The following is a 21,228-nucleotide window of genomic DNA, read 5'->3' as shown; positions in this document are numbered from 1 at the left end:
CGGTCTGGCGGAAAATGGCGGAGGCTGATCGCCAACTACCCGAAAACTGTAGATGTGGGAGGGTAATTCGGCGACCTGCCCGGCCTCTGGCAGGGGGGCCGCGTCAGGCAATCCGCTGATTCATGTTCTGCATCACCGGGCCATCGCCTGCCGCTCCTGGCGCAGGAGGCGGGTGAACACGGCGGGCGGTACCGGTTCGGAGATCAGGTAGCCCTGCGCGCAGTCGCAGCGCAGGCGGCGCAGCAAGGCCAGCTCCTCGGGATGCTCGACGCCTTCGGCGATCACCTCCAGGCCCAGTTGGCGCCCCAGCTTGATGATGCTTTCCAGTGCTGCCACCAGCCCCTCGTCGTCCACGCAGCCGTGGACCAGCGCGCGATCGATCTTCAGCTCGGTGAACGGCGTGGAGACCAGGTTGTACAACGAGCTGTAGCCCTGGCCGAAGTCATCCTGGGCCAGGCCGAACCCCTTCATGCGCAGGCGGCAGGTGCCGGCGTAGTAGTTGGCCAGGGTCACGGTGCAACTGCATTCGAGCAGCTCGAAAACGATGTGCGCTGGGACCCCGCCCTGCTCGGCGACGAACAGCGCCAACCGGTCCGGCAGTTCCGGATCGTCCAGCAGGTGAGTCGGCAGATTCACCGCCATCGTCAGGCGAAAGCCCAGCCGCGCCCACTCCAGCTGCGTCTTGATGGCCTGTTCCAGCACATGCCACAGCAACGCCTCGTCGAGCCCGGCCTCGGTCAGCGCGCCCATGAAGCTGCCGGGGCGCAGTACGCCGTAATCGGGATGCTCCCAGCGCACCAGCGCTTCGGCGGCGACGATACGGCCGTCGATCAGCGATGACTTGGGCTGGAACCAGGCGCACATCTGCCCCTCGCGCAAGGCACGCTCCAGCTCCTCGCCGCCGAATAGGGGCAGCTTTGGCCGGGCACGGCGCTCGCAGCGCTCCAGGCGCGCGGAGAGCTTTTCCAGCAGCCGGCGGATGGCCGGCGCGCGAGCCGGCTTGGCGATCAGTTCCAGTACGCTGATGCCGTGCGCCCGCGCCACCATGCAGGCGCTGCCCATCAGCCGGCGCGGCGCGGAGGTCATGATCGCCAGCAGCGGCGGGCGTTCCAGCGCCGCCAGGCGCTGGATCAGCTGCACGCCGTCCAGGCCGGGCATCATCAGGTCGCTGAGCACCAGGTCGAAACGCTCCTCCGCCAGGCAGCGCAAGGCGTCGTCGCCATCCTCGGCGGCACGCAGGTCCTCCGCGCCCAGTTCGCGGAACAGGTTGAGCAGGTACTCGCGCTGGAACGGCTGATCCTCGACGATCAGGATTCGCTGGGATCGCATGCGTGCGCCTCCGTGGGCAGGGTGGTCAGGCACTGGCGCAGGGTCCGCAGGTCCACCGGCTTGAGCAGGCACAGGTCCATGCCCGCCGCCAGGCAGCGCTCGTTCTCTTCGCGCATGGCATTGGCGGTGGCGCCGATGATCGGCACCCGGCAGCCACGCCGGCGGAGCGTGCGGGTCAGCTCGTAGCCGTTCATGTTGGGCATGTTGACGTCGGTCAGCACCACGTCGAACTCACCATCGCGCCAGCGCCCCAGGGCCTGCTTGCCATCGGAGGTGAGCTCCACGCTGCAGCCGAGGGTCTCCAACTGGTCCCGCAGGATCAGTTGGTTGATCGGGTTGTCCTCCACCAGCATTACCCGCAGCCCCAGCGGGCCATCGCTGGGCGATTCGAGCTGGCGCAGGGAATCGCCGGCGCAGCACCCCTGGGCCAGGCCGATGGCGCGGCAGATCCCGCTGATGTTGTAGCGTCCGACGTGCCAGTCGCAGTCCTCCTTGCGCGGTTGTTCGCCGCTCAGGTCGGAGACCACCACCCGGCAGCCCTTCCAGGCCGGGAACGGCGTCCGGTCGTGGGGATTGAAGCGCAGGTCCAGCAGCACCGCCTCGGGGTCCTCGTCGAACAGTTGGTCCAGCGGCGCCACCCGTCCCCGCGCTCCCCAGCGGTTGATCCAGCTACACAGGTTTTCCGAGAGCTCGCGGATCGGCGTGTGGACCCAGACCGGCGAGGCGCACAGGCGCGTCTCGGCGCTGGGCAGCACATCCACTCGCAGCAACGGCAGGCTGAGGGAAAAACTGCTGCCCAGGCCCATGTCGCTGACCACCCGCAGCTGTCCATGCATGAGCTCCGTGAGGCGTCGGCAGATCGACAGGCCCAGGCCGGTGCCACCGTCCATGCGGGAGGGATTGGTCACCTGGTAGAACGGGTCGAACAGGCGCAACTGCAGCGCCTGCGGGATACCGATACCGGTATCGGTGACCTGCCAGTGCACCAGCATCTGGCGGCCCTCTCCCGGCTCGGCGCGTACCCGCATGACGATGCGTCCGCTGTCGGTGAACTTCACCGCGTTGCTCAGCAGGTTGTTGAGCACCTGGCGAATGCGCGGGGCGTCGCCATATACCCGCTCGGGCATCTGCGGATCGCAGATGGCATAGATCTGCAGGCCCTTGGCCCGCGCGGCGGCGGCGTAGGACTGCACGGTATCCTGGGTCAGTTCCAGCGCCGAAAACTCCACCGGTTCCAGGCCCAGTTGGCCAGCTTCGATCTTGGACACATCGAGCACGTCGCTGATCAGTTGCAACAGGGTCGACGAGGAGCGCTGGATGGCCCGCAGGTAACCGGACTGCTGGTGGTCCAGCGCCGTGCGGCCGAGCAGTTCGAGGGTGCCCAGCACGCCGTACAGCGGAGTGCGGATCTCATGGCTCATGGTGGCCAGGAACAGGGTCTTGGCTTCGTTGGCGGCATCCGACAGGCGCTTGGCCTCGGCCAGCGCCTCTTCGGTCTGCTTGCGCGCGCTGATGTCGCTGAAGGCGCAGCAGAGCACCTCCTCCCCCTTGTAGCGGGTTGGCGTGTAACACAGATAGAGATGCTTGCCGGTGGAGGTATCGATCTCCTCGAAACCTCCTTCATTGTCCTTCTCGAAAGCGCGCTCGAGCCAGCCGCAGCTCCACTGCCGGCGCGCCTCGCCACTGCCCAGCCACTGCTGCGCCAGGCGGTTCTCCAGCACCACCGCGGCGTCGCGGCGACGCAGTACGCAGAGAGCGACCGGGGCGGTCTGGATCATCGCGCGGGAAAAGCGCTCGCTATCCACCAGCGCCTCCAGGCGCTGCTGCGCCGGAACGATCAACCGGCGATTGATCCGCCGGTACAGCCCCCAGGCGGTGAGACTCCCGCCCATGAACAGCAGCAGCGAGACCAGCACTTTCGGCCAAAGCGGTACCAGTACGCTGGAGAGGTCGAAGTAGTAGATCAGCGACCAGTCGGAGCTGCCCAGGTGCTTGAGCAGCGCCAGATGCCGGGGGATCAGGCCCGGCCCGCTGAAGGCGAAACTGTCCCGTTCCCAGAGGTCGCTGAACTGCTCCCCGAGGTGGGGCGTGACGGCGCTGCCGAGGATCACCCGATGCTCGCGGTCCATCAGCAGGAAGCACCCGGCCCCGGGCACATTGAAGGCGGCGCCGAGGTCGGAGCCGAGCATTTCCAGGCCCAGCCAGCCGGCGTCCTGTTCGCTGGCCACGCGGGTGAACAGGTACTGCCGGGACTGAGGGTCGGCCGGGTCCGCCAGCCAGCGTACCGTCCGCTCTTCCTTTTCCGTGCCGGGCGTAGCCAGGGCGGCGAGCACCAGGGCCGGCACCACGGCGTTGAGCGCCGGCGACCTGTAGAGCCAGGAAACCTCGCTGTCGACGCCGGGCGAGACGTAGAGCAGGTTGAGGCGTTTCTGCTCCAGCTCGCTTATGTCGCGGCCGGACAGGGACAGGCTCCAGCTCCGCAGCGGATCGCCGAGGCTCACGTAGATATGCTCGTGGGCAGGCACCGGCGCGCCCAACTGGCGCCACTGCACCTGCGGCTCGCGCGCCCCGTAGGCGGCGCCGTGGCTGATGTGCTCCAGCAATGACTCGCGCTGGTCGAAATGCTCCTGGGCATCGTACATGGCGGCATTCATCTGCCGGCGCAGTTGCGATATCTCGTTGTTCAGCGCCGAATTGAGAAAGAGACCCAATGCACAGATCAAACAGACCAGAACCATCCAGGCCAGCAGGAATAACAGTTTGCGTGCGGCCTTTGGAGTGGAGAACGACGAATCCTGGGGTCGAAGGAACTGCTTGAGCTTCATGGTCGCCAGCCTCGTGGATCGCCAGCGAGAGGAACATCAGACAAATCTAAAAAGTTCAAAATCGGGAGCAAACACACAGGGCCTGGCCGGATTCGTGCTTCCCGCCACGCCTGCCCTCCTTCTCCGAGAGCGAAGTCCGGCGCATGGCCCAGCTGCGGCACGGAGCGTTCACCCACGGGCAACACTCGCGACCGTCGCCCCATTGCCGCGCCCACCGCTGTTCGGCGCAGTGGATCGAGGCCCCGTCTACCTGCAGCCTCCCTCGGCGCCAGTTCAGAACCCCGGAGCACGGCGCAACGGTCAATGGCAGCATCAGCCAGAGGCTGGCCCGAAGGACAAGTGACAGCGAACCGGACGGATGGCGAAGCGCAATTTACGAACTGCAAATGAGCACTCCGATCGGACGCGCGCACGAGCCTGCCTTGCAACGCGGCCAAGCCGGCGCGCGGCAGCTCATGAACGGGCGTTCAACGCTCCAGCAATCCGCTCGCCCGCTGTACCCGCCGCTCCGTCGCCTGCTCCAGTACCTGCCAGCCGCGCCCGGCGCTGGCCAGGGTGAACCACTTCCGCGCGCGGGTGATACCGGTGTAGACCAGCTCGCGGGTGAGGATCGGGTTGAGGCTGTCAGGCAGCAGCAGCGCGGCGTGGGTGAACTCCGAGCCCTGGGACTTGTGCACGGTCATGGCGAACACCGTCTCCACCGCCTGCAGGCGGCTGGGCAGGATCCAGCGGATGGCGTCGCTACCGTCGCCCGCCGGGAAGGCCACGCGCGCCACCCAGTGCACGCTGCCGTCGGCCGCGGTCTGCGGCAGCGCCAGGGTGATGCCGATGTCGCCATTCATCAGCCCCAGGCCGTAGTCGTTGCGCGTCACCAGCACCGGACGGCCGAGGAACCAGGCGTGCGTCGAGGGAATCAGCCCTTCGCCATGCAGCAGTTCGGTGATCAGTGTATTGAGCCCTTCGACGCCCCAGGGTCCACGGCGCAAGGCGCAGAGCAGCTGGAACTGCCCATGCGCATCCAGCACCAGCCGGGCCCACTCATCCAGCGCCGCCTGGCCGGCATTCTCGGCTGGCCGCCTGGCCGCCAGCACGCTGAGGTAATGACGGTAACCGACCGGCCCGAACAGGTCCCCACCACGTCCGCCGTCCACCACCAGGCCCCGCAGGTTGCGGGTGTCCTGGGCGTCCACGGCGATACGGGCGAGGTCTTCGTGACGGGCCTTCCACACTTCGCGCAAGACCGGGATATCGCCAGCGTTGACCGCCTCGGCCAACTGGCCGATGCCGCTGTCGACGCTGAAACGATGGCTGTGACGGAGCATGGCCACGGCCTGGTCGAGGTCGCTGCCCTGCTCGTCCAGCAGCACCGGATCGATGTGCTCGCCGGTCACCGCCTGCAGCCAGTCGCGGCTGGCGGGGCGGTAATGGCCTTCGCGGGCGCGGCTGCACAGCTCGCCGAGCACCGCGCCGGCCTCCACCGAGGCCAACTGGTCCTTGTCGCCCAGCAGGATCAGGCGTGCACGCGGCGGCAGCGCGGCGAGCAACGCCGCCATCATTTCCAGGTCGACCATCGACGCCTCGTCCACCACCAGCAGTTCCAGCGCCAGCGGGTTGCCGGCATGGTGGCGGAACTGGCGGCTGTCCGGGCGGCTGCCGAGCAGGCGGTGCAGGGTGGTGACTTCCGTCGGGATCGCCTCCCGCGCCGCCTCGCCGTTGGGCAGGGCGTCCAGCGCCAGGCTCTTCACCGCACCCGCGATCGATTCGTTGAGGCGCGTGGCGGCCTTGCCGGTAGGCGCGGCCAGGCGGATGCGCAGCGGCCGTCCACCCTCCCCCAGCGCCAGGCTTTGCAACAGCGCCAGCAGCTTGACCACGGTGGTGGTCTTGCCGGTACCGGGGCCGCCGGTGACGATGCCGAAGGCGTTGCCGGCCACCAGCGCACAGGCCAGTTTCTGCCAGTCCGCCGGCGCGCCAGGCTTCTTCGGGAACAGCGCGTCCAGCGCCTGGCGCAATGGCGCGGCGGGCAGCTTCGCACGCAACGCCTCGCCCTGGCGCAGGCGCTGGTCGATCCCGGCGCGCACCGCGCATTCGTATTGCCAGTAACGCCGCAGGTACAGGCGCCGGCCGACGCGCACCAGCGGCGTATCGCCAGCACCTTCGCCGATCAGGCGCGGGTCGGCCAGCGCCGCCTGCCAGGCCTCCAGCACCATGCCGTCGAGCAGCACGTCGGGCAGTTCGGGCGCGTCCTTGGCGGAATCGCCTTCCGGCGGCAGCGACAGGGCGAAACGACTGTCGGCCAGGGTCGCCGCCAGGTCCAGGCAGACGTGCCCGCGACCGAGCTGGTGGCTGGCCAGCGCGGCGGCCAGGATCAGCAGCGGATGCGCGTCCGGCACGCGTTCCACCAGGAAGCCGGCGAAGGCGCGGTCGAGCTCGCGCAGCCAGCCGCGCTCGGCCCAGCGGCCGATCAGTTCGAGCATTTCACCGGCGGTTTTCAACGGCGCACTCATGCCGGCATCTCCTCGTCGACCGCGCGGAACAAGCGGTCCAGTTCCTCCATCAGGGTTTTCGGCGGGCGCTCCAGGTACCTGCCCTGGGTCGCCGACTGGCTGCCGCGCAGGAACAGGTACATCGCCCCGCCGACATGCCGCTCGTAGTCGTAGTCCGGCAGGCGCGCCTGCAGCAGGCGGTGCAGGGCGAACAGGTAGAGCGCGTACTGCAGGTCGTAGCGGTGCTCCAGCAACGCCTCGCGCAGGGCCGGTTCGGTGTAGGCCTCGTCATCGGCGCCGAGCCAGTTGGACTTGTAGTCGGCCACGTAGTAGCGGCCCTCATGCTCGAATACCAGGTCGATGAAGCCCTTGAGCATGCCGTTGAGCTGGTTCGCCTGCAGCGCCGGGCGCGCCGCGCCGCCGAGGGTGTGGCGGGTGACGATGCGGTCCAGGCGCAGGCTGTCCACCCGGCGGGTGGCGAACCAGAACTCCATTTCCTTCTGGTAGCTGGCCAGCCCGGCGAGGCTGACCGGCGCCGCATCGGGCAGGCGGAAGCCGGTGTGCAGCAGTTGCGTCAGCCAGGCGTGCAGCGGCTCGATCCAGGCCTCCCAGCCGCGCACCTGGCAACGCCGCGCCAGTTGGTCGCGCAACTGCTGGGGGTCGCAGTTGCCAAAGCCCTCGTCCGCCGCCCATTCCAGCAGACCGTGGAGGAAGCTGCCGGGATTGGCCCCACGGGGGAAGGCGTGCAGGCTGCCTGACGCCGGCACGGCGTCGGCTTCGCGGGCCTCTTCCAGGCTGCTTTCGCGCAGCAGGTCTTCGCCGGCGCTGGTGGGCTCATCCGCCGCCGGCGTGGCTGCGGGCGACTCACTGTCCTCATCGCCGGCCAGCGTCGCCAGGGCGGAATAGCTGGCGATCCACCACTTCTCCGCCACCCGCCGACGCGGCTCGCGGGCCGCGCCCAGCTCACCCGCCGGCGGGCCGACGAACGCCTGCTGATCGGCGACGGGCGCCGCATCGAGGACGATGTCGGCGTGGCCGGCCTGCAACTCGCCCAGCCGCGCGGCGAGGTCGTTCACGCCCAGCGCGTTGCCGCCGCCAAGCAGGTAACCCATCGCGCCCTTGTGCAGCTCAGGGCTCTTGCTGTTGCTCATCACCAGCGGCGCCACGCCCAGCCACACGGCGTGGCGCGCGCGGGTCAGGGCCACGTAGAGCAGGCGCATGTCCTCGCTCAGGCGTTCGTCGTTGGCCAGTTGATAGGCGGCCTTGGCCTGCTCCTTGTCGCGCGACAGCTCCACCACCCGCGTCTCGCCACTCTGGAAGCTCGGCGGGGTGGCGCTCTTGCCGTCCAGCTCGCGCCAGCTGCAGATGAAGGGCAGCAGCACCAGCGGGTATTCCAGGCCCTTGGACTTGTGGATGGTCACCACCTTGATCAGGTCGGCGTCGCTTTCCAGGCGGAGGATTTCTTCGCTCGACGGGCTTTCCAGTTGCTCGGCGAGCACGCGCAGCAGCGCGTGTTCGCCGTCCAGCTCCACCGCCTCGCGCTGCAGCCATTCGGCCAGGTGCAGCAGGTTGGTCAGGCTGCGCTCGCCGTCGACCTGTCGCAGCAGGCGCGCCGGCAGCGCGAAGTCGGCGAGCAGGCGACGCAGCATCGGCAGCACGCCCTGTTGCTGCCAGAGCAGGCGGTAGCCGCGAAAACGCAACACCATCTCTTCCCAGAAGCGCTCGTCCTGGTTCAGCCGTTCCAGGGTCGTCCAGTCCAACGCCAGGCTGCGGGTGGCCAGGGCAATGCGCAGCGCGCCGTCGTCGCCGGGGTCGGCGCAGGCGCGCAGCCAGTGCAGCAGGTCGGCGGCTTCCGGGCTGTCGAACACCGAGTCGCGGTCGGACAGGTAGACGCTGGCCAGCCGGCGGGCCGCCAGCTCGGCGCGGATCGCCTCGGCCTCGCTGCGGCCACGCACGAGAATGGCGATGTCCGCCGGACGCAACGCGCGCCAGCGGCCATCGTCCCCGCGAAAGCCGCTCTGCGCCGAGCTCAGCCAGCGCCGGATGACGCTGGCGCTGCGTGCGGCCATCTCATCCCGGTACTCGCCGGAGCGGCAGACCTCCCCGTTCCTGTCCAGTTGCCAGAAGGTCATGGCCGGGGCCGCGGCCCCCTCCAGCCACAGCGTTTCGTCACGCCCGCGCGCGCCGACTTCGAGGAACGGCACGGGATTGTCCTGCCCGTCCTCGGCGAAGCGGAAGGCGCCGCGCGGATGTTCCTCGGCGAACAGGAAGCAGCGGTTGGCCGCCCGCACCATCGCCCGCGTGGAGCGGAAGTTGGTGCCCAGGGTGTAGTGGCGCCCGGCGGTGGCGGCGCGGGCGCGCAGGTAGGTGTGGATGTCGGCGCCACGGAAGGCGTAGATCGCCTGCTTGGGGTCGCCGATCATGAACAGGCCCAGACTCCGCGGGCTCTCCGGGATGCGGTAGACGCGCTCGAAGATGCGGTACTGCAGCGGGTCGGTGTCCTGGAATTCGTCGATCAGCGCCACCGGGAACTGCTCGCGGATGCGCTCGGCCAGCCGCTCGCCGCCACTGCCGGCCAGGGCGCGGTCGAGGCGCACCAGCAGGTCGTCGAAGCCCAGTTCGGCGCGTTTCTGCTTCTCCGCCTCCAGGCTCTGGCGCACCTCGCCCAGGGCGTGCAGCAACAGTTGCGGGGCGATGTCCGGGCGCTGCTCGGCACGCTCGGCCCAGGCGTCGATGGCCCGCAATGCCGGGTGTTCCGGCACCACGGCCTTGGCCTTCACCTTGATCCGTGTCTGGCCGAACCTGGCCAGGTTGTCCGGCGCGTCGGCGCCCTCGCTCCAGGCGTCCAGCGCGTCGAGCCAGCCGCCAAAGACGGCGTCGTCGTCCTTGCCGCGATAGCTGTTGCCGTTGAGGTCCCCGCGCAGGTTGCGCAACAGTTCGGCGAGGTTCGCGCGGTCGGCGGCCCAGGCCGCGCGGGCATGGGTTTCGGCGGCGGCGAGTTGGTCGTACCACTGGCCGGTGGACTCCAGCAGTTCGCCCAGCGAGGCCGGGGCGTCAAGTGGCCGGTCGCCGTAGCGGAAGCCGGCTTCCTGCGCCGCCAGCAGCGGCTGCACGGCGCGCATCAGTGCTTCGGGACCGGCGAAGCAATGGCGCACCGCATTGGCCGCCGCCGCACCCAGCGGATAGAAATTGCGCCGCCAGTAGTCGCGCACCGCCTCGGCCAGCAGTTCGCTCTGGTCGGCGGCGAGGTCCTGGGTGAACAGGCTGCCGCTGTCGAAGGCATGCTCGCGCAGCATGCGGTAGCACCAGCTGTGGATGGTGGAGACGGCCGCCTCGTCCATCCATTCGGCGGCCAGGCGCAGCAGGCGCGCGCAGCCCGGCCAGCGCTCGGCGGGATAGCTGGCGCGCAGCTTCAGCAACAGGCCATCGTGCTCGCCCTCGGGTTCGGCGAAGCAGTGCGCGGCCTCGCCCAGGCGCGCGCGGATGCGTTCGCGCAGTTCCTGGGTCGCGGCCTCGGTGAAGGTCACCACGAGGATTTCCGGCGGGCTCAGCGGCCGGCCGAAGGCCTGTTCGCCGCCGTGGTCGAGGACCAGGCGCACGTAGAGCAAGGCGATGGTGAAGGTCTTGCCGGTGCCGGCGCTGGCCTCGATCAGCCGGCTGCCGTGCAGCGGGAAGCCCAGCGGGTCGAGCTCGACGGCGCTCATGCGGCGTCCTCCTTGCGCTGGAGTATTTCGAACAACGGTCCGTAGAGCGCTTCGGCCCAGGCGCCAAAGGTTTCGCCGGCATTCAGGCGGGCGAAGTCCGGGTACACCCGCGCCAGCGCCGCCGAGGACGCCGCCTCGCCGCTGAGGTTGTAGCCGCCGTCATAGCGCTTGGCAGCCTCGCGCCTGGCGCGGTCCTCATCCACGCCGGCCGCCAGCCAGGCAAAAGCGGTCTTGCAGGCCACCGGCAGCGGCCGGCTCATGCCCTGGAACCAGGCATCCATCAGGCCATTGAGTTCGGCACGGGCCTGTTCCGCCGGCAGCGGCGGCAGCTCCAGGGTGCCGGTGAGACCGACCAGCACGCTGGTCACCGGCTCACCGCACAGTTGCAGCGCGAGGTGACGCACCCAGGGACGCACCAGTCCATGCCATTTGTAGCCCCGGCCTTCATGGAGCTTGCCGCTGACCAGTTGCAGGCTGGCAAGCTGGCCAGCGGCGTTGCGGCGCAGGCCGCCGAGCCAGTCGGCCAGCTCGATGCCGGCATGGACGTGGCCGAGTTCACGTTGCTCGTCCTCGACCTGCGACCAGTGCTCCAGTTGTTCGCGGTAGCGCGCCAGCAGGTCATGCAGCGGCGCCACCAGCGACTGGGCGGAGAACTCGCCAAAGGCCGCCAGCGGCAGACGGCCTTCGCGGCGCAGGCGCTCCACCTGTTCGCTCAGTTGCGTGGCCAGTCGATCGTCCTGCCAGTGCTGCTCAACCCACGGGCGCATGCGCTCGCAGAGCTCGAATTGCAGTTGCCAGACATCCAGCCCATTGAGTTCGAACGGCTCTTCATCCTGGCTGGTGAGCTGTTGCTCGGCGAAGCGCACCTTGAGTCGCTGGAGGAAGAACGCGCCGACCGGATTGGCGAGGAAGTCGGCCAGCACGCGCAGGCCGATGGGCGCATCGAGCGCCAGCGGCGGCAGTGGCGTGTCGTCCGTCTCGGCGTCGTGCTCATGGTGCACGTCGCGCCATTCACGGGCGTAAGTGTACAGGCCATCCACACCCTGGCCCGGCGCGCCGGCAAAGTAGGCGCGGCTGAAGGGTTGCAGCGGATGTTCCAGGGTCAGGCCATGCAGCAGGTCACCGCCATCGGCGCGCCGCCAGCCGTCGGCGAGGTGATCGCGCAGTTGGCCGATCAGCACCGAGGGCGGCCGCTCGCTGTTGTCGCGGATGCTCCGCCCGACCCAGCTGACGTAGAGCTGGCGCCGCGCCGAGAGCAGCGCCTCGAGCAGCAGGTAGCGGTCGTCCTCGCGGCGCGAGCGGTCGCCGGGGCGGTAGTCGTTGCGCATCAGGTCGAAGTCCAGCGGCGATTGCGGGCGCGGGTAGTCACCGTCGTTCATGCCCAGCAGGCAGACCACCTGGAAGGGAATCGCGCGCATCGGCATCAGGGTGCAGAAGCTCACCGCGCCGGCGAGGAAACGCTGGTTCAGACCGCCCGCATCCAGGCCGCCAAGCCAAGCCTCGCGCACCACCGAGAGCGGTACCGGATCGCTGAAACCGGCGTATTCGCAGGTCTGCAACCAGTCATCGAGCAAGCCCAGCAGTTTCTCCCGCAGCAGCTCATCGTGGTCGTCGGTGACGCGGAAGAAGGCATCGAGCAGTGCCCGCAGGCGCTCCGCCCAGAGCTGCGGCGCGATTTCCTCGGCGAGGCTGGAGCAGGCCTGCTCCAGGGCGCCGAGCAACCCGGCCAGCGGGCCGAGCGCGGCGGCGTCGAGCCCGCCGATTTCCGCGTAGGGCTGGATGCCCTGGAAGGCCTCGCCCTCGCCCACCGCAAAGCCCAGCAGCATGCGCCGCAGGCCGAAGCGCCAGCTGTTGGCCTCGGCGGCGGCGGGCAGGCCGAGGCGTTCGCGTTGCTGGCCGTCGAGGCCCCAGCGCACGCCGGCGCCATCGATCCAGCGCCGCAGCAGCGGCAGCTCCGCCTCGGCCAGGCCGAAGCGCTCGCGCAGGGCCGCCACGTCCAGCAGGTCGAGGATTTCGCTCACGGCGAAACGGCTGTCGGGCAGGCGCAGCAAGTGCTCCAGCGCGACCAGCAGCGGCTCGCGGCCACGCTGGCCCTGGTCGGCGAGGGTGTAGGGGATGAAGCGTTTGTCGTCGCGCGACAGTTGGCCGAACACGGCTTCGATGTGCGGCGCGTAGGGGTTGATGTCCGGGACCATGACGATCACGTCGCGCGGGCGTAGCGTCGGGTCGGCGTCGAAGCGGGCGAGCAGCTGGTCGTGGAGGATTTCCACTTCCCGCTGGGCGCTGTGGGCGACGTGGAAGCGGATCGAGTCGTCGGCCTGCGGATCGAGCGCCGGCCAGTGTTCACGGCTCTCGCTGATGGGACGCAGTTCGAGGATGTCGTCCTGCAGTTGGCCGAGCAGGTTGCGCGGCGCCTCCTCGCTGAACAGGTCGATGCGCCCGTTGCTCACCGCGCCCAGGCGCGCGCGGTAGCTGTCCGGGTCGTCGTACTGGTCGAGCAGGTTGATGTAGTCGCGGCCCTGCTTGCCCCAGGCGGCCAGCAGCGGCTGGGCGTACTGGTGTTGCTGGTCGTCGCTGAGCGGTTCCGGGGTGCCGGCGCGGCGGCGCTGGCGGCGGTATTCGTGGCGCAGCAGGTCCTTGTCGGCAACGATGTCGGCCCAGTGGTGACGGCAGGGGTTGTGCACGCAGAGCAGCACCTGGGCATGGCGCGCCAGTACGGCGAGGGCTTCGACGGTCTGCGCCGGCATGGCGGAGATGCCGAATATCACGACCCGGCGCGGCAGGTTCGGCAGCGGATGCCCGGCGGCCTTGAGGCGCTCGATGAAGCGTCCGTGCACGCCGGCGCGGCTGGTGGCCAGGCCTTCGGGGCCGACGTCATCGAGCAGCGCGCGCCACAGCGCGGCCTGCCAGCGATTGTCGGCTTCCAGCTCCTTCACGGTGCCGTTGGCCAGGCGCAACTGGTCGACGCCACGGCTCCAGTCCTCCAGCCAGTCGGCGCGGTAGACCTGGTACTGGTCGAACAGGTCGGCCAGGCGCTCGGCCAGTTGATGGCGCTTGCGCAGGTCGGCGTCGTCGGCGAGGAAGCGCTGCAGGGTGGCGAACGCGTCCTGCTCCAGCAAAGTCGGCAGCAGACGCATCAGGCGCCAGGTCAGCGGGCCCTTGTCGAGCAGCGAAACCTCGGGAATCTCGTCGCGCCCCAGGGCCGCGCGATAGGCGCGCCAGAGAAACTGCGCGGGCAACTGCACGTCGAGCGCGGCGGTCACACCGCAGCCGCCCTCCTCCACATCGCGGCCCAGCGCCAGCTTCAGCCACTGGGCGATGCCGTTGCTCTGCACGAGGATGACTTCGTTCTCCAGCGGCCCCAGCGGGTGCAGGCTCATCCACTGCACCAGCAGGTCGCGCAGCGCTTCCGGATGGTTGCCGTGGATCACCATCAGGCCGGGGGTCAGTGGCTGCTCGCTCATCGTCTCTCCTGGTTCGGGCGGACATCGTGGGGGCCCGCGTGGAATGCTCCGCATTTCACCAAAAAGCGCGGGCCGGAGCAGCCTTTTTCCCATCCTCCCCGCGGATTCCCATCCGAGGCACGAATCGACCCGCCCGTCGCCCCGCACATACGCCCCGGTAACCGGCGGCCTCCTATATCTTCGAAATCGACTCGGGCGAGGCTTTTCCCGCCGGCGAGCAGCTATGCTCAGCCAACGGTCGCCTGAGACCGGAAACGGAGGAAATGATGGGCAAGAAGAGCAAGTCGAGCGCTTCTGCGGCGGAGAAGCCGAAGAAACTTGGCAACAAGGAATACGAAGAACAGCTGAAGAAACTCACCGTCGAACTGGTCAAGCTCCAGCAGTGGGTCGTGCACAAGGGCCTGAAGGTCTGCATCATCTTCGAAGGGCGCGACGGCGCCGGCAAGGGCGGCACCATCAAGGCCATCACCGAACGCGTCAGCCCGCGGGTGTTCCGCACCGTGGCGCTGCCGGCGCCCACCGAGCGCGAGAAATCGCAGCTCTACGTGCAGCGCTATATCTCCCACCTGCCGGCGGCCGGCGAGGTGGTGATCTTCGACCGCAGCTGGTACAACCGCGCCGGGGTCGAGCGGGTGATGGGCTTCTGCACCGAGGAGCAGGCCGACAAGTTCCTTGCCGTCACGCCGCTGTTCGAGCGGATGATGACCGAGTCGGGGATCATCCTGCTCAAGTACTGGCTGGAGGTGACGCCCGAGGAGCAGGCGCGCCGTCTCGAGGATCGCATCAACGACGGCCGCAAGATCTGGAAGCTGTCGCCGATGGACGTGAAATCCTTCACCCGCTGGGACGAGTACACCCGCGCCCGCGACCTGATGTTCGCCAGCACCGACACGCCCTGGGCGCCCTGGTTCGTCGCGCACTCCGAGGACAAGAAGCGCGTACGGCTGAACATCATCGACCACCTGCTCCAGCACATCCCGTACAAGGACGTGCCGCGCGAGAAGGTCGAACTGCCCAAGCGCGGCAAGATCGGCCGCTACAAGAGCCCGGACTACCCCTACCGCTACGTCGAGGACGTCTACTGATCCCCGGGGCCGGCGCGCCCACCGCGCCGCCCCTGGATCGACCCGCGTCGAGCGGCGCTTTCGACCGCCGCTCCCGCCGCACCGCGCGAACGCCATCCGGCCACGAAAAGCTCGCCTGACCGGTTCCGCCCCAGCCGATTCAAGGCCATTGCGCGGATTCACGCGCCACCGCCATGTCATCGCCAATCACAGGATGCGCCCATGCAACTGATCGGAATGCTCGACTCCCCCTACGTCCGCCGCGTCGCCATCACCCTGCGTCTGCTGGACGTCGATTTCCAGCATCGCCCGCTCTCGGTGTTCAGCACCTACGAGGACTTCCGCCGGATCAACCCGGTGGTCAAGGCACCGACGCTGATCCTCGACGACGGCCAGACGCTGATGGATTCCACCCTGATCATCGACCTGATCGAGCATGAGTCCGGGCGGAGCCTGATGCCCGGCGAATCGACTGCGCGGATACGCACCACCCGCCTGCTGGGCCTGGCGCTGGCGGCGATGGAAAAGGCGGTACAGCGCTACTACGAACAGCAGCGCCCGGAGGACAAGCAGCACATGCCCTGGCAAGGGCGGGTCGAGGAACAGCTGCATGCCGCCTGCGCCGCGCTGGAGCGTGACCTCGAGGAACACCCGCTGCCGCGCGATGGGCGCCTCGATCAGGCCGGCCTGAGCATCGCCGTGGCCTGGACCTTCATCCAGCTGCTGCATGTCCAGTACATTCCGGCGGATACCTACCCCGCCCTGCACGACTGGACCGCCTACGCCGAGTCGCTGGAGGCCTTCAAGGCCTTCCCGCCGGTGTGATCACTCCTGCGGCAGTTCCTCGTGGCGCTGCCGCGTCCAGCGCAGCAGGCCGAGGCAGATGACAAAGCCGCAGGTCGCAAGGCCGGCGGCGACGAGGAAGATCGCGGCGTAACCGTGGCGGGCGGCGACCAGCCCCATCAGCGGGCCGGCCACGCCCATCGCCAGGTCGAAGAACAGCGCGTAGGCTCCCAGCCCGGCGCTGCGACTGCTGGCCGGGATGCGCAGCACCGCCTCCACGCCCAGCGACGGATAGACCAGCGACAGGCCGCAACCGGTGAGCGCCGCGCCCAGCAAGGCAAAGCCCGGTCCGGGCGCCAGCCAGAGCAGGAGCAGGCCACCGGTTTCCACCGCCAGGCAGACCACCGCGACGACGAAACCGCCGAAACGGTTGACCATGCCCGAGAACAACAGCCGCGCGCCGATGAAGCAGACGCCGAACGCCGTCAGGCACCACGCCGGATTGGCCCAGCCCTGGCTGCCGTAATACAGGGTGATGAAGGTAGCCAGGGTGCCGAAGCCGATGGAGCCGAGCATCACACACATCCCGTAGGGCAATACGCGGCCCAGCACGGCATGGAAGGCCATGCGGGCGCCGGGGATGATCGGCACCTCCTCCCGGCCGCGGGCGGCGAGCAGGCCCAGGGCGGTCAGCAGCAGGATGCTCATGCCCAGGCTCCACAGCCCCAGCGAAGCGGACATGGAGACGCCCAGCGGCGCACCGATGGCGATGCCGCCGTAGCTGACGATGCCGTTCCAGGAAATCACCCTGGCGGTGTTCTGCGTGCCGACCAGGGCGATGCCCCAGCTTGCCGTGCCGATCCCCAGCAGCCCCTGCGCCAGGCCGAACAGCAGGCGGCTGCCCAGCAGCAGCACGAGGCTGAGCCAGGCCACGGACGCCAGGGCGGTGGACGCCAGCACCAGCAGGCCGCCGGCGCCCAGCACGACCAGGCCGTAGAGCACCGCACGCCTGGCGCCGCAGGTGTCGGTCAGGTAACCCGCCAGCGGGCGCGAGACCAGGGTGGCGATGTACTGCAGGCCGATCACCACGCCGGCGACCACCGTGGAATAGCCCAGGCCTTCGTGGACGAAACCGGGCAGCACCGGCAGCAGCAGGCCGATACTCAGGAACAGGATGAAGGTGAAGACGACGGTGGCGAGTATCCGCAGGGTGACGGAGGCAGTTCGCTGCTCGGAAGAGCTCATGGACAGACCTGGCGGTGGGTGGGCGGCGCCCATGATTACGCGGCACCGGGAAAATTGAAAGCTGGCTATCTATTTCCGCGCAAGCCGCCCGATTACGGTGCTGCCACGTGGCAGATGCACCTATAGTTGTTGCAGCCACCCGCGTCCGCGCGACGCGTCCCTCGTTCCCAACGGGTTCACAGGAGGTCCCTATGGATACCAGCCCGCACACGCTCGGCGCACTCTTCAAGCAACTCGGCCTGCCCAACGGCCGGCAGGACATCGATGCGTTTCTCGGCAGCCATCGGCTGGCCGCAGGCCAGGCGCTGGCGGATGCGCCGTTCTGGAGCCCGGCCCAGGCGCAGTTCCTGCGCGAGGCCCTGGCGGACGACTCGGACTGGGCCGAGGACGTCGACGAACTGGCGGTGCGCCTGTCCGGCTGAGCCATCGCTCACTTCAGGTAGGAGCGCAGCACACCCACCACCTGCTCCAGATCCTCCTGGCGCTGCGCCGCCGTGCGGTCCTCGGCGCCCAGGTGGTCGCGCAGGTGGCCTTCCAGCACCTCGGCCATCAGGCCGTTCACCGCGCCGCGGATAGCGGCGATCTGCTGCAGGATCGCCGCACATTCGCTGCCTTGTTCCAGCGCTCGCTCCAGCGCCTCGCTCTGCCCCTTGATGCGGCGCACCCGGGTCAACAGCTTCTTCTGGTCCTTGATCGTATGTCCCACGCCAACGCTCCAAAGTATACTGGGGTATAGTATCCAGGCTTCTCTTACGGACCATCATCATGCAGCACGCCACCCACTCGCAAGACGGTCGCCACGACCACCGGTTCCACGAAGACAACCCCCTGGCCGAACGCAACACCCTGCGCGCCGCGTTGCTGACCGTGGTGATGATGGTGGTGGAGATCGTCGGCGGCTGGATCTTCAACTCGATGGCGCTGCTCGCCGACGGCTGGCACATGAGCTCCCACGCCCTGGCGCTGGGCCTGGCCTTCTTCGCCTACGTGGCGGCGCGGCGCTTCAAGGGTGACGCGCGCTTTGCCTTCGGCACCTTCAAGATCGAGGTGTTGGCCAGCTATACCAGCGCCATTCTGCTGCTGGGCGTGGCCGGCCTGATGCTCTTCGAGTCGGTGGCGCGGCTGCTCTCCCCTTCGCCGATCCACTACGAGCAAGCCATCGCCATCGCCGCGCTCGGCCTGCTGGTGAACCTGGCCTGCGCCTGGCTGCTGCGCGGCGACCACCACCATGATCACGGGCACGGGCACGACCACGCTCATCACCACCACGGCCATGACCATGACCTCAACCTGCGCGCCGCCTACCTGCATGTGATCGCCGACGCCGCCACCTCGGTGGCCGCCATCGTCGCGCTGATCGGTGGACGGCTGTGGGGCGCGGCCTGGCTCGACCCGCTGATGGGCATCGTCGGCGCGGTGCTGGTGGCGATCTGGTCGGTCGGCCTGCTCAAGCAGAGCAGCCGAGTGCTGCTGGATGCGGAGATGAACGACCCGGTGGTGGAGGAAATCCGCGAAGTGGTCGCCGAACTGCCGCAGCCGGCACGCATCACCGACCTGCACCTGTGGCGCGTGGGCAAATCGCGCTATGCCTGCATCCTCAGCCTGGCCAGTGCCGGCAACCTGACGCCCGAGCTGGTGCGCCAGCGCCTGCAGGTACACGAGGAACTGGCGCACATCACGGTGGAGATCAACCCGGTCCACGTCTGACCGACCGGAGGTCGTGGCGGCTTTGACGACCGCCACGCCGCTGCGGCCTAATGCGCAGCCTGTCGAACCCCGGTCGCTTCCGAAGATGTCCAGTCCCCGCTTCTCCGCCGCCCAGCAACGCGCCAGCACCCTGCACCTGCCCGCCGGCCCCTGGGCGACCGTGCTGGACTGCCTGTGCGCACGCTTCCCGGCGATCAGCCGCGATACCTGGCTGGACCGCATGGCGCGCGGCAAGGTGCTGGACAGCGACGGCCAGCCCATCGGCCCCGAGCATCCCTACCGCGAAGCCCTGCGCATCCACTACTTCCGCGAAGTGCCGCAGGAAACGCCGGTGCCGTTCCAGGAATCGATCCTGTACGCCGACGAGCACCTGGTCGTGGCGGACAAGCCGCACTTCCTGCCGGTGACGCCCTCCGGCCAGTACGTCGAGCACACCCTGCTGGCCCGCCTCGCCAGGCGCCTGGACAACCCGCTGCTGGTGCCGCTGCACCGCATCGACCGGCTCACCGCCGGACTGGTGCTGCTCTCCGCCAACCCCGACAGCCGCGCCGCCTACCAGGCGCTGTTCCGCGAACGGCGCATCGACAAGATGTACGAGGCCATCGCCCCGGCGCTGCCGCAGCTGGCGTTCCCCCATGTGCGCAAATCGCGGATGGTGGATGGCGATCCCTTCATCCGAATGCAGGAGGTGGAAGGCACGCCCAACAGCGAAACGCGCATCGAAGTGCTGGAGCGGCGCGGCGCGCTATGGCGCTACGGCCTGCATCCGCTGACCGGCAAGCGCCACCAGTTGCGCGTGCACATGTCGGCCCTCGGCGCGGCGTTGTGCTTCGATCCCCTCTACCCCACCCTGCCACCGCGTGACGAACGTCCGCCGGAGGACTACGAGAGACCGCTGAAGCTGCTGGCCCGCCAACTGGCCTTCATCGACCCGCTCACGGGCGAGCCGCGCCTCTTCCAGAGCCAGCTCGAGCTGTCCTGGCCTTCCATCAATTTCATCGATGGTCACCGTTAAGGCTATCCATTTCCGTCGATAGTGGCCCCGGTGTTTTCATAGCTCCAGCAACGGAGAGAAAGCATCAGGAGCCGAACATGAGCTACAGCGCCAAGTCCTTTTCCGCCCTCGTCAACGCCCTGCTGGCCGATGGCATCACCCGCCCCGAACAGATGGCTCGCCAGCCGTTCCGCAATGCCCAGGGCTTCTGGTCCGCGGTGGCCAGGAAATGAACCTGCTCCGGCGGTTGTCGCCCGGCCTGCGGAACGATGCGGAGACCGTGGCCTACGCCCTGATCAGCGTCTGGCTGGTGTTTTCCGGCATCTGAGCGATCGGATGGGTTCGCGAGCAAGCTCGCTCCTGCAGGTGGGCCTTACTCCGGCGCTCTTCGCAGGAACGAGGGGGCACCTAGTTCTTGCGCGCGAACCCGGCTCCGGGTTTTCCCCAAGAAGGAAAAAGGGCAGCCCAGGCTGCCCTTGTCACGTCCCACGCGGCACTGCCGCGCGCCATCCTCACTTCTTCAGACACGTACTCATGAACGCCTTGCGGTCGTCGCCCTTGAGCGCCTTGGCGGTCGCGTCGGCGTTGCAGGTCTTCATCTTTGCCTGCTGAGGCGTCATCGCCTTGGCATCGCTGCCGGCCGAAAGGCACTTGCTCATGAACGCCTTGCGCTCATCGCCCTTGAGTGCCTTGGTGGTGGCATCGGCGTTACAGGTCTTCATCTTTTCCTGCTGCGCGGTCTGCGCGGCGGTGGCAGCGAAACCCTGCACCGAAAACAGAAGAGCCAGTGCAAGCAGCGGAATGCGAACGATGGTCATGGAGAGGTCTCCCAGGATGGATTGCCTTTCTCAGCGTAGCTCGCACGCCCACATTGGCGACCCGAGGGGCCAATGCCGGCACCTCGGCGCCGATCAACGTGCGGAGGCGCGGCCACCAACGTCAACCTGGCCGACGCGGTCGTCGCCGAGTTCCTCCTTGAGGAACACTGTCAGCGCCCGGGCTGCAAGCGCACCCGACTGAGCCTCTCTGCAGGGCCCGCCGTTCCTGGCCTGGCGCCGTCCGTCGGCGGTATTCGTCCGGGCGACCCCTGCGAGAGGTTATAATCCGCGCCGTTTCCGGTCGTCCCGGCGCTGTCATGGCCACCGCCTACACTGCCTCGGGCGGTGTCCAGGCGGGATGCCCACCGGCAACGACCTATCTCTGTCATCAGGACACATCGTGACCAAAGACGAACTGCGCGCGGAACTGGAGCGCCAGGAGCAACGCTACAAGGATGTGTACGGCGGCGAAGTCACACTGTATGCCGCCCAGCCGGACCCCGAACGAAAGCCGTGGCGCAAGCGCCGCAACCTGCTCGACAAGGCCTTCGACCGGGAACTGGAAAAGATCGAAGAACAACGACTGAAAAAGGAACAGGAAGCTACGTCCCTTAAACCGTAGGTCCGGGTACGAACGCTCCCGTGGCCAGCCGACCCAGCCGATTCTTTACCGTGGGAAGGTCGTCGCTACCGGGTGGGGAGGACTCCGTGGGGGAGTCCGGTACAGACCTCAAAACATTCATTCGACGGGCCGGCGGCCCGGTGTGGAAGCATTGCAAGTTTTTTCCACCCTGCCTGAAAGCGCCGTGCGA

Annotated in this window: 15 protein-coding genes; 7 read left to right on the top strand and 8 right to left on the bottom strand. The window is 68.3% G+C overall.

The genetic code is table 11. The annotated features are described in order from the left end of the window. Positions 1 to 132 precede the first annotated feature (132 nt). The 5 genes from H681_RS05990 to recC form a co-directional block, all read right to left on the bottom strand. A complete protein-coding gene (locus H681_RS05990; protein ID WP_015475943.1) occupies positions 133 to 1,329 on the bottom strand; it encodes an EAL domain-containing response regulator in 1,197 nt (398 codons plus the stop codon). Then, positions 1,308 to 4,154, bottom strand: a complete 2,847-nt coding sequence (locus tag H681_RS05985; RefSeq protein ID WP_015475942.1) for a response regulator — start codon at positions 4,152 to 4,154, stop codon at positions 1,308 to 1,310. Before H681_RS05985 ends, H681_RS05990 begins: the two co-directional genes overlap by 22 nt. A gap of 467 nt (positions 4,155 to 4,621) precedes the next feature. Continuing rightward, on the bottom strand, positions 4,622 to 6,658 hold the full coding sequence (gene recD, locus H681_RS05980; RefSeq protein ID WP_015475941.1) for an exodeoxyribonuclease V subunit alpha: 2,037 nt from the start codon (positions 6,656 to 6,658) through the stop codon (positions 4,622 to 4,624). Next, entirely contained in the window at positions 6,655 to 10,341 is a 3,687-nt protein-coding gene (gene recB / locus H681_RS05975) for an exodeoxyribonuclease V subunit beta (protein ID WP_015475940.1), read from the bottom strand. Before recB ends, recD begins: the two co-directional genes overlap by 4 nt. Further along, the gene (gene recC, locus H681_RS05970) at positions 10,338 to 13,805 is read right to left on the bottom strand and encodes an exodeoxyribonuclease V subunit gamma (RefSeq protein WP_015475939.1); all 3,468 of its coding nucleotides are present in this window, start codon (positions 13,803 to 13,805) and stop codon (positions 10,338 to 10,340) included. Before recC ends, recB begins: the two co-directional genes overlap by 4 nt. A 266-nt stretch (positions 13,806 to 14,071) precedes the next feature. Here recC and ppk2 point away from each other — a divergent pair, with 266 nt between their 5' ends. Together ppk2 and H681_RS05960 are read left to right on the top strand one after the other, a co-directional pair. After that, positions 14,072 to 14,890 carry a polyphosphate kinase 2 gene (gene ppk2 / locus H681_RS05965; RefSeq protein WP_041711759.1) on the top strand — a complete coding sequence of 273 codons (819 nt, stop codon included), beginning with the start codon at positions 14,072 to 14,074 and terminating at the stop codon, positions 14,888 to 14,890. 201 nt (positions 14,891 to 15,091) lie between these two features. Beyond that, positions 15,092 to 15,694: a glutathione S-transferase gene (locus H681_RS05960; protein ID WP_015475937.1), complete on the top strand. Its 603-nt coding sequence runs from the start codon at positions 15,092 to 15,094 to the stop codon at positions 15,692 to 15,694. On the opposite strand, the gene H681_RS05955 is transcribed toward H681_RS05960, so the two are convergent. Beyond that, complete coding sequence (locus tag H681_RS05955; RefSeq protein ID WP_015475936.1) at positions 15,695 to 16,897, bottom strand: MFS transporter; 1,203 nt, start codon at positions 16,895 to 16,897, stop codon at positions 15,695 to 15,697. It abuts the gene before it with no gap. 191 nt (positions 16,898 to 17,088) lie between these two features. On the opposite strand from H681_RS05955, the gene H681_RS05950 reads away from it, so the two are divergent. Next, positions 17,089 to 17,319: a DUF2789 domain-containing protein gene (locus H681_RS05950; RefSeq protein WP_015475935.1), complete on the top strand. Its 231-nt coding sequence runs from the start codon at positions 17,089 to 17,091 to the stop codon at positions 17,317 to 17,319. Positions 17,320 to 17,327: 8 nt separating this feature from the next. Here the strand turns inward: H681_RS05950 and H681_RS05945 are convergent, their stop codons facing one another. Then, positions 17,328 to 17,603, bottom strand: coding sequence for a metal/formaldehyde-sensitive transcriptional repressor (locus H681_RS05945; RefSeq protein WP_015475934.1), 276 nt, complete (start codon positions 17,601 to 17,603; stop codon positions 17,328 to 17,330). Positions 17,604 to 17,662: 59 nt separating this feature from the next. Here H681_RS05945 and dmeF point away from each other — a divergent pair, with 59 nt between their 5' ends. The 3 genes from dmeF (at position 17,663) to H681_RS27035 (ending at position 19,831) form a co-directional block, all read left to right on the top strand. Continuing rightward, a complete protein-coding gene (dmeF, locus tag H681_RS05940) occupies positions 17,663 to 18,604 on the top strand; it encodes a CDF family Co(II)/Ni(II) efflux transporter DmeF (RefSeq protein ID WP_015475933.1) in 942 nt (313 codons plus the stop codon). Positions 18,605 to 18,689: 85 nt separating this feature from the next. Next, on the top strand, positions 18,690 to 19,619 hold the full coding sequence (locus H681_RS05935; RefSeq protein ID WP_015475932.1) for a pseudouridine synthase: 930 nt from the start codon (positions 18,690 to 18,692) through the stop codon (positions 19,617 to 19,619). 77 nt (positions 19,620 to 19,696) lie between these two features. Further along, positions 19,697 to 19,831, top strand: a complete 135-nt coding sequence (locus H681_RS27035) for a hypothetical protein (protein ID WP_015475931.1) — start codon at positions 19,697 to 19,699, stop codon at positions 19,829 to 19,831. Between the two features lie 279 nt (positions 19,832 to 20,110). Here H681_RS27035 and H681_RS05930 read toward each other — a convergent pair whose 3' ends face one another. Next, positions 20,111 to 20,416 carry a PsiF family protein gene (locus H681_RS05930; protein ID WP_015475930.1) on the bottom strand — a complete coding sequence of 102 codons (306 nt, stop codon included), beginning with the start codon at positions 20,414 to 20,416 and terminating at the stop codon, positions 20,111 to 20,113. A gap of 400 nt (positions 20,417 to 20,816) precedes the next feature. Here H681_RS05930 and H681_RS05925 point away from each other — a divergent pair, with 400 nt between their 5' ends. After that, positions 20,817 to 21,038 (top strand): hypothetical protein, encoded by a 222-nt coding sequence (locus H681_RS05925; RefSeq protein WP_015475929.1) that lies wholly within the window; start codon positions 20,817 to 20,819, stop codon positions 21,036 to 21,038. Positions 21,039 to 21,228 lie beyond the last annotated feature (190 nt).

This window comes from Pseudomonas sp. ATCC 13867 (assembly GCF_000349845.1).
Lineage (GTDB): Bacteria > Pseudomonadota > Gammaproteobacteria > Pseudomonadales > Pseudomonadaceae > Pseudomonas.
The sequence above is the reverse complement of the archived record's forward strand: the minus strand, read 5'-3'. Positions and strand labels throughout refer to the sequence as shown.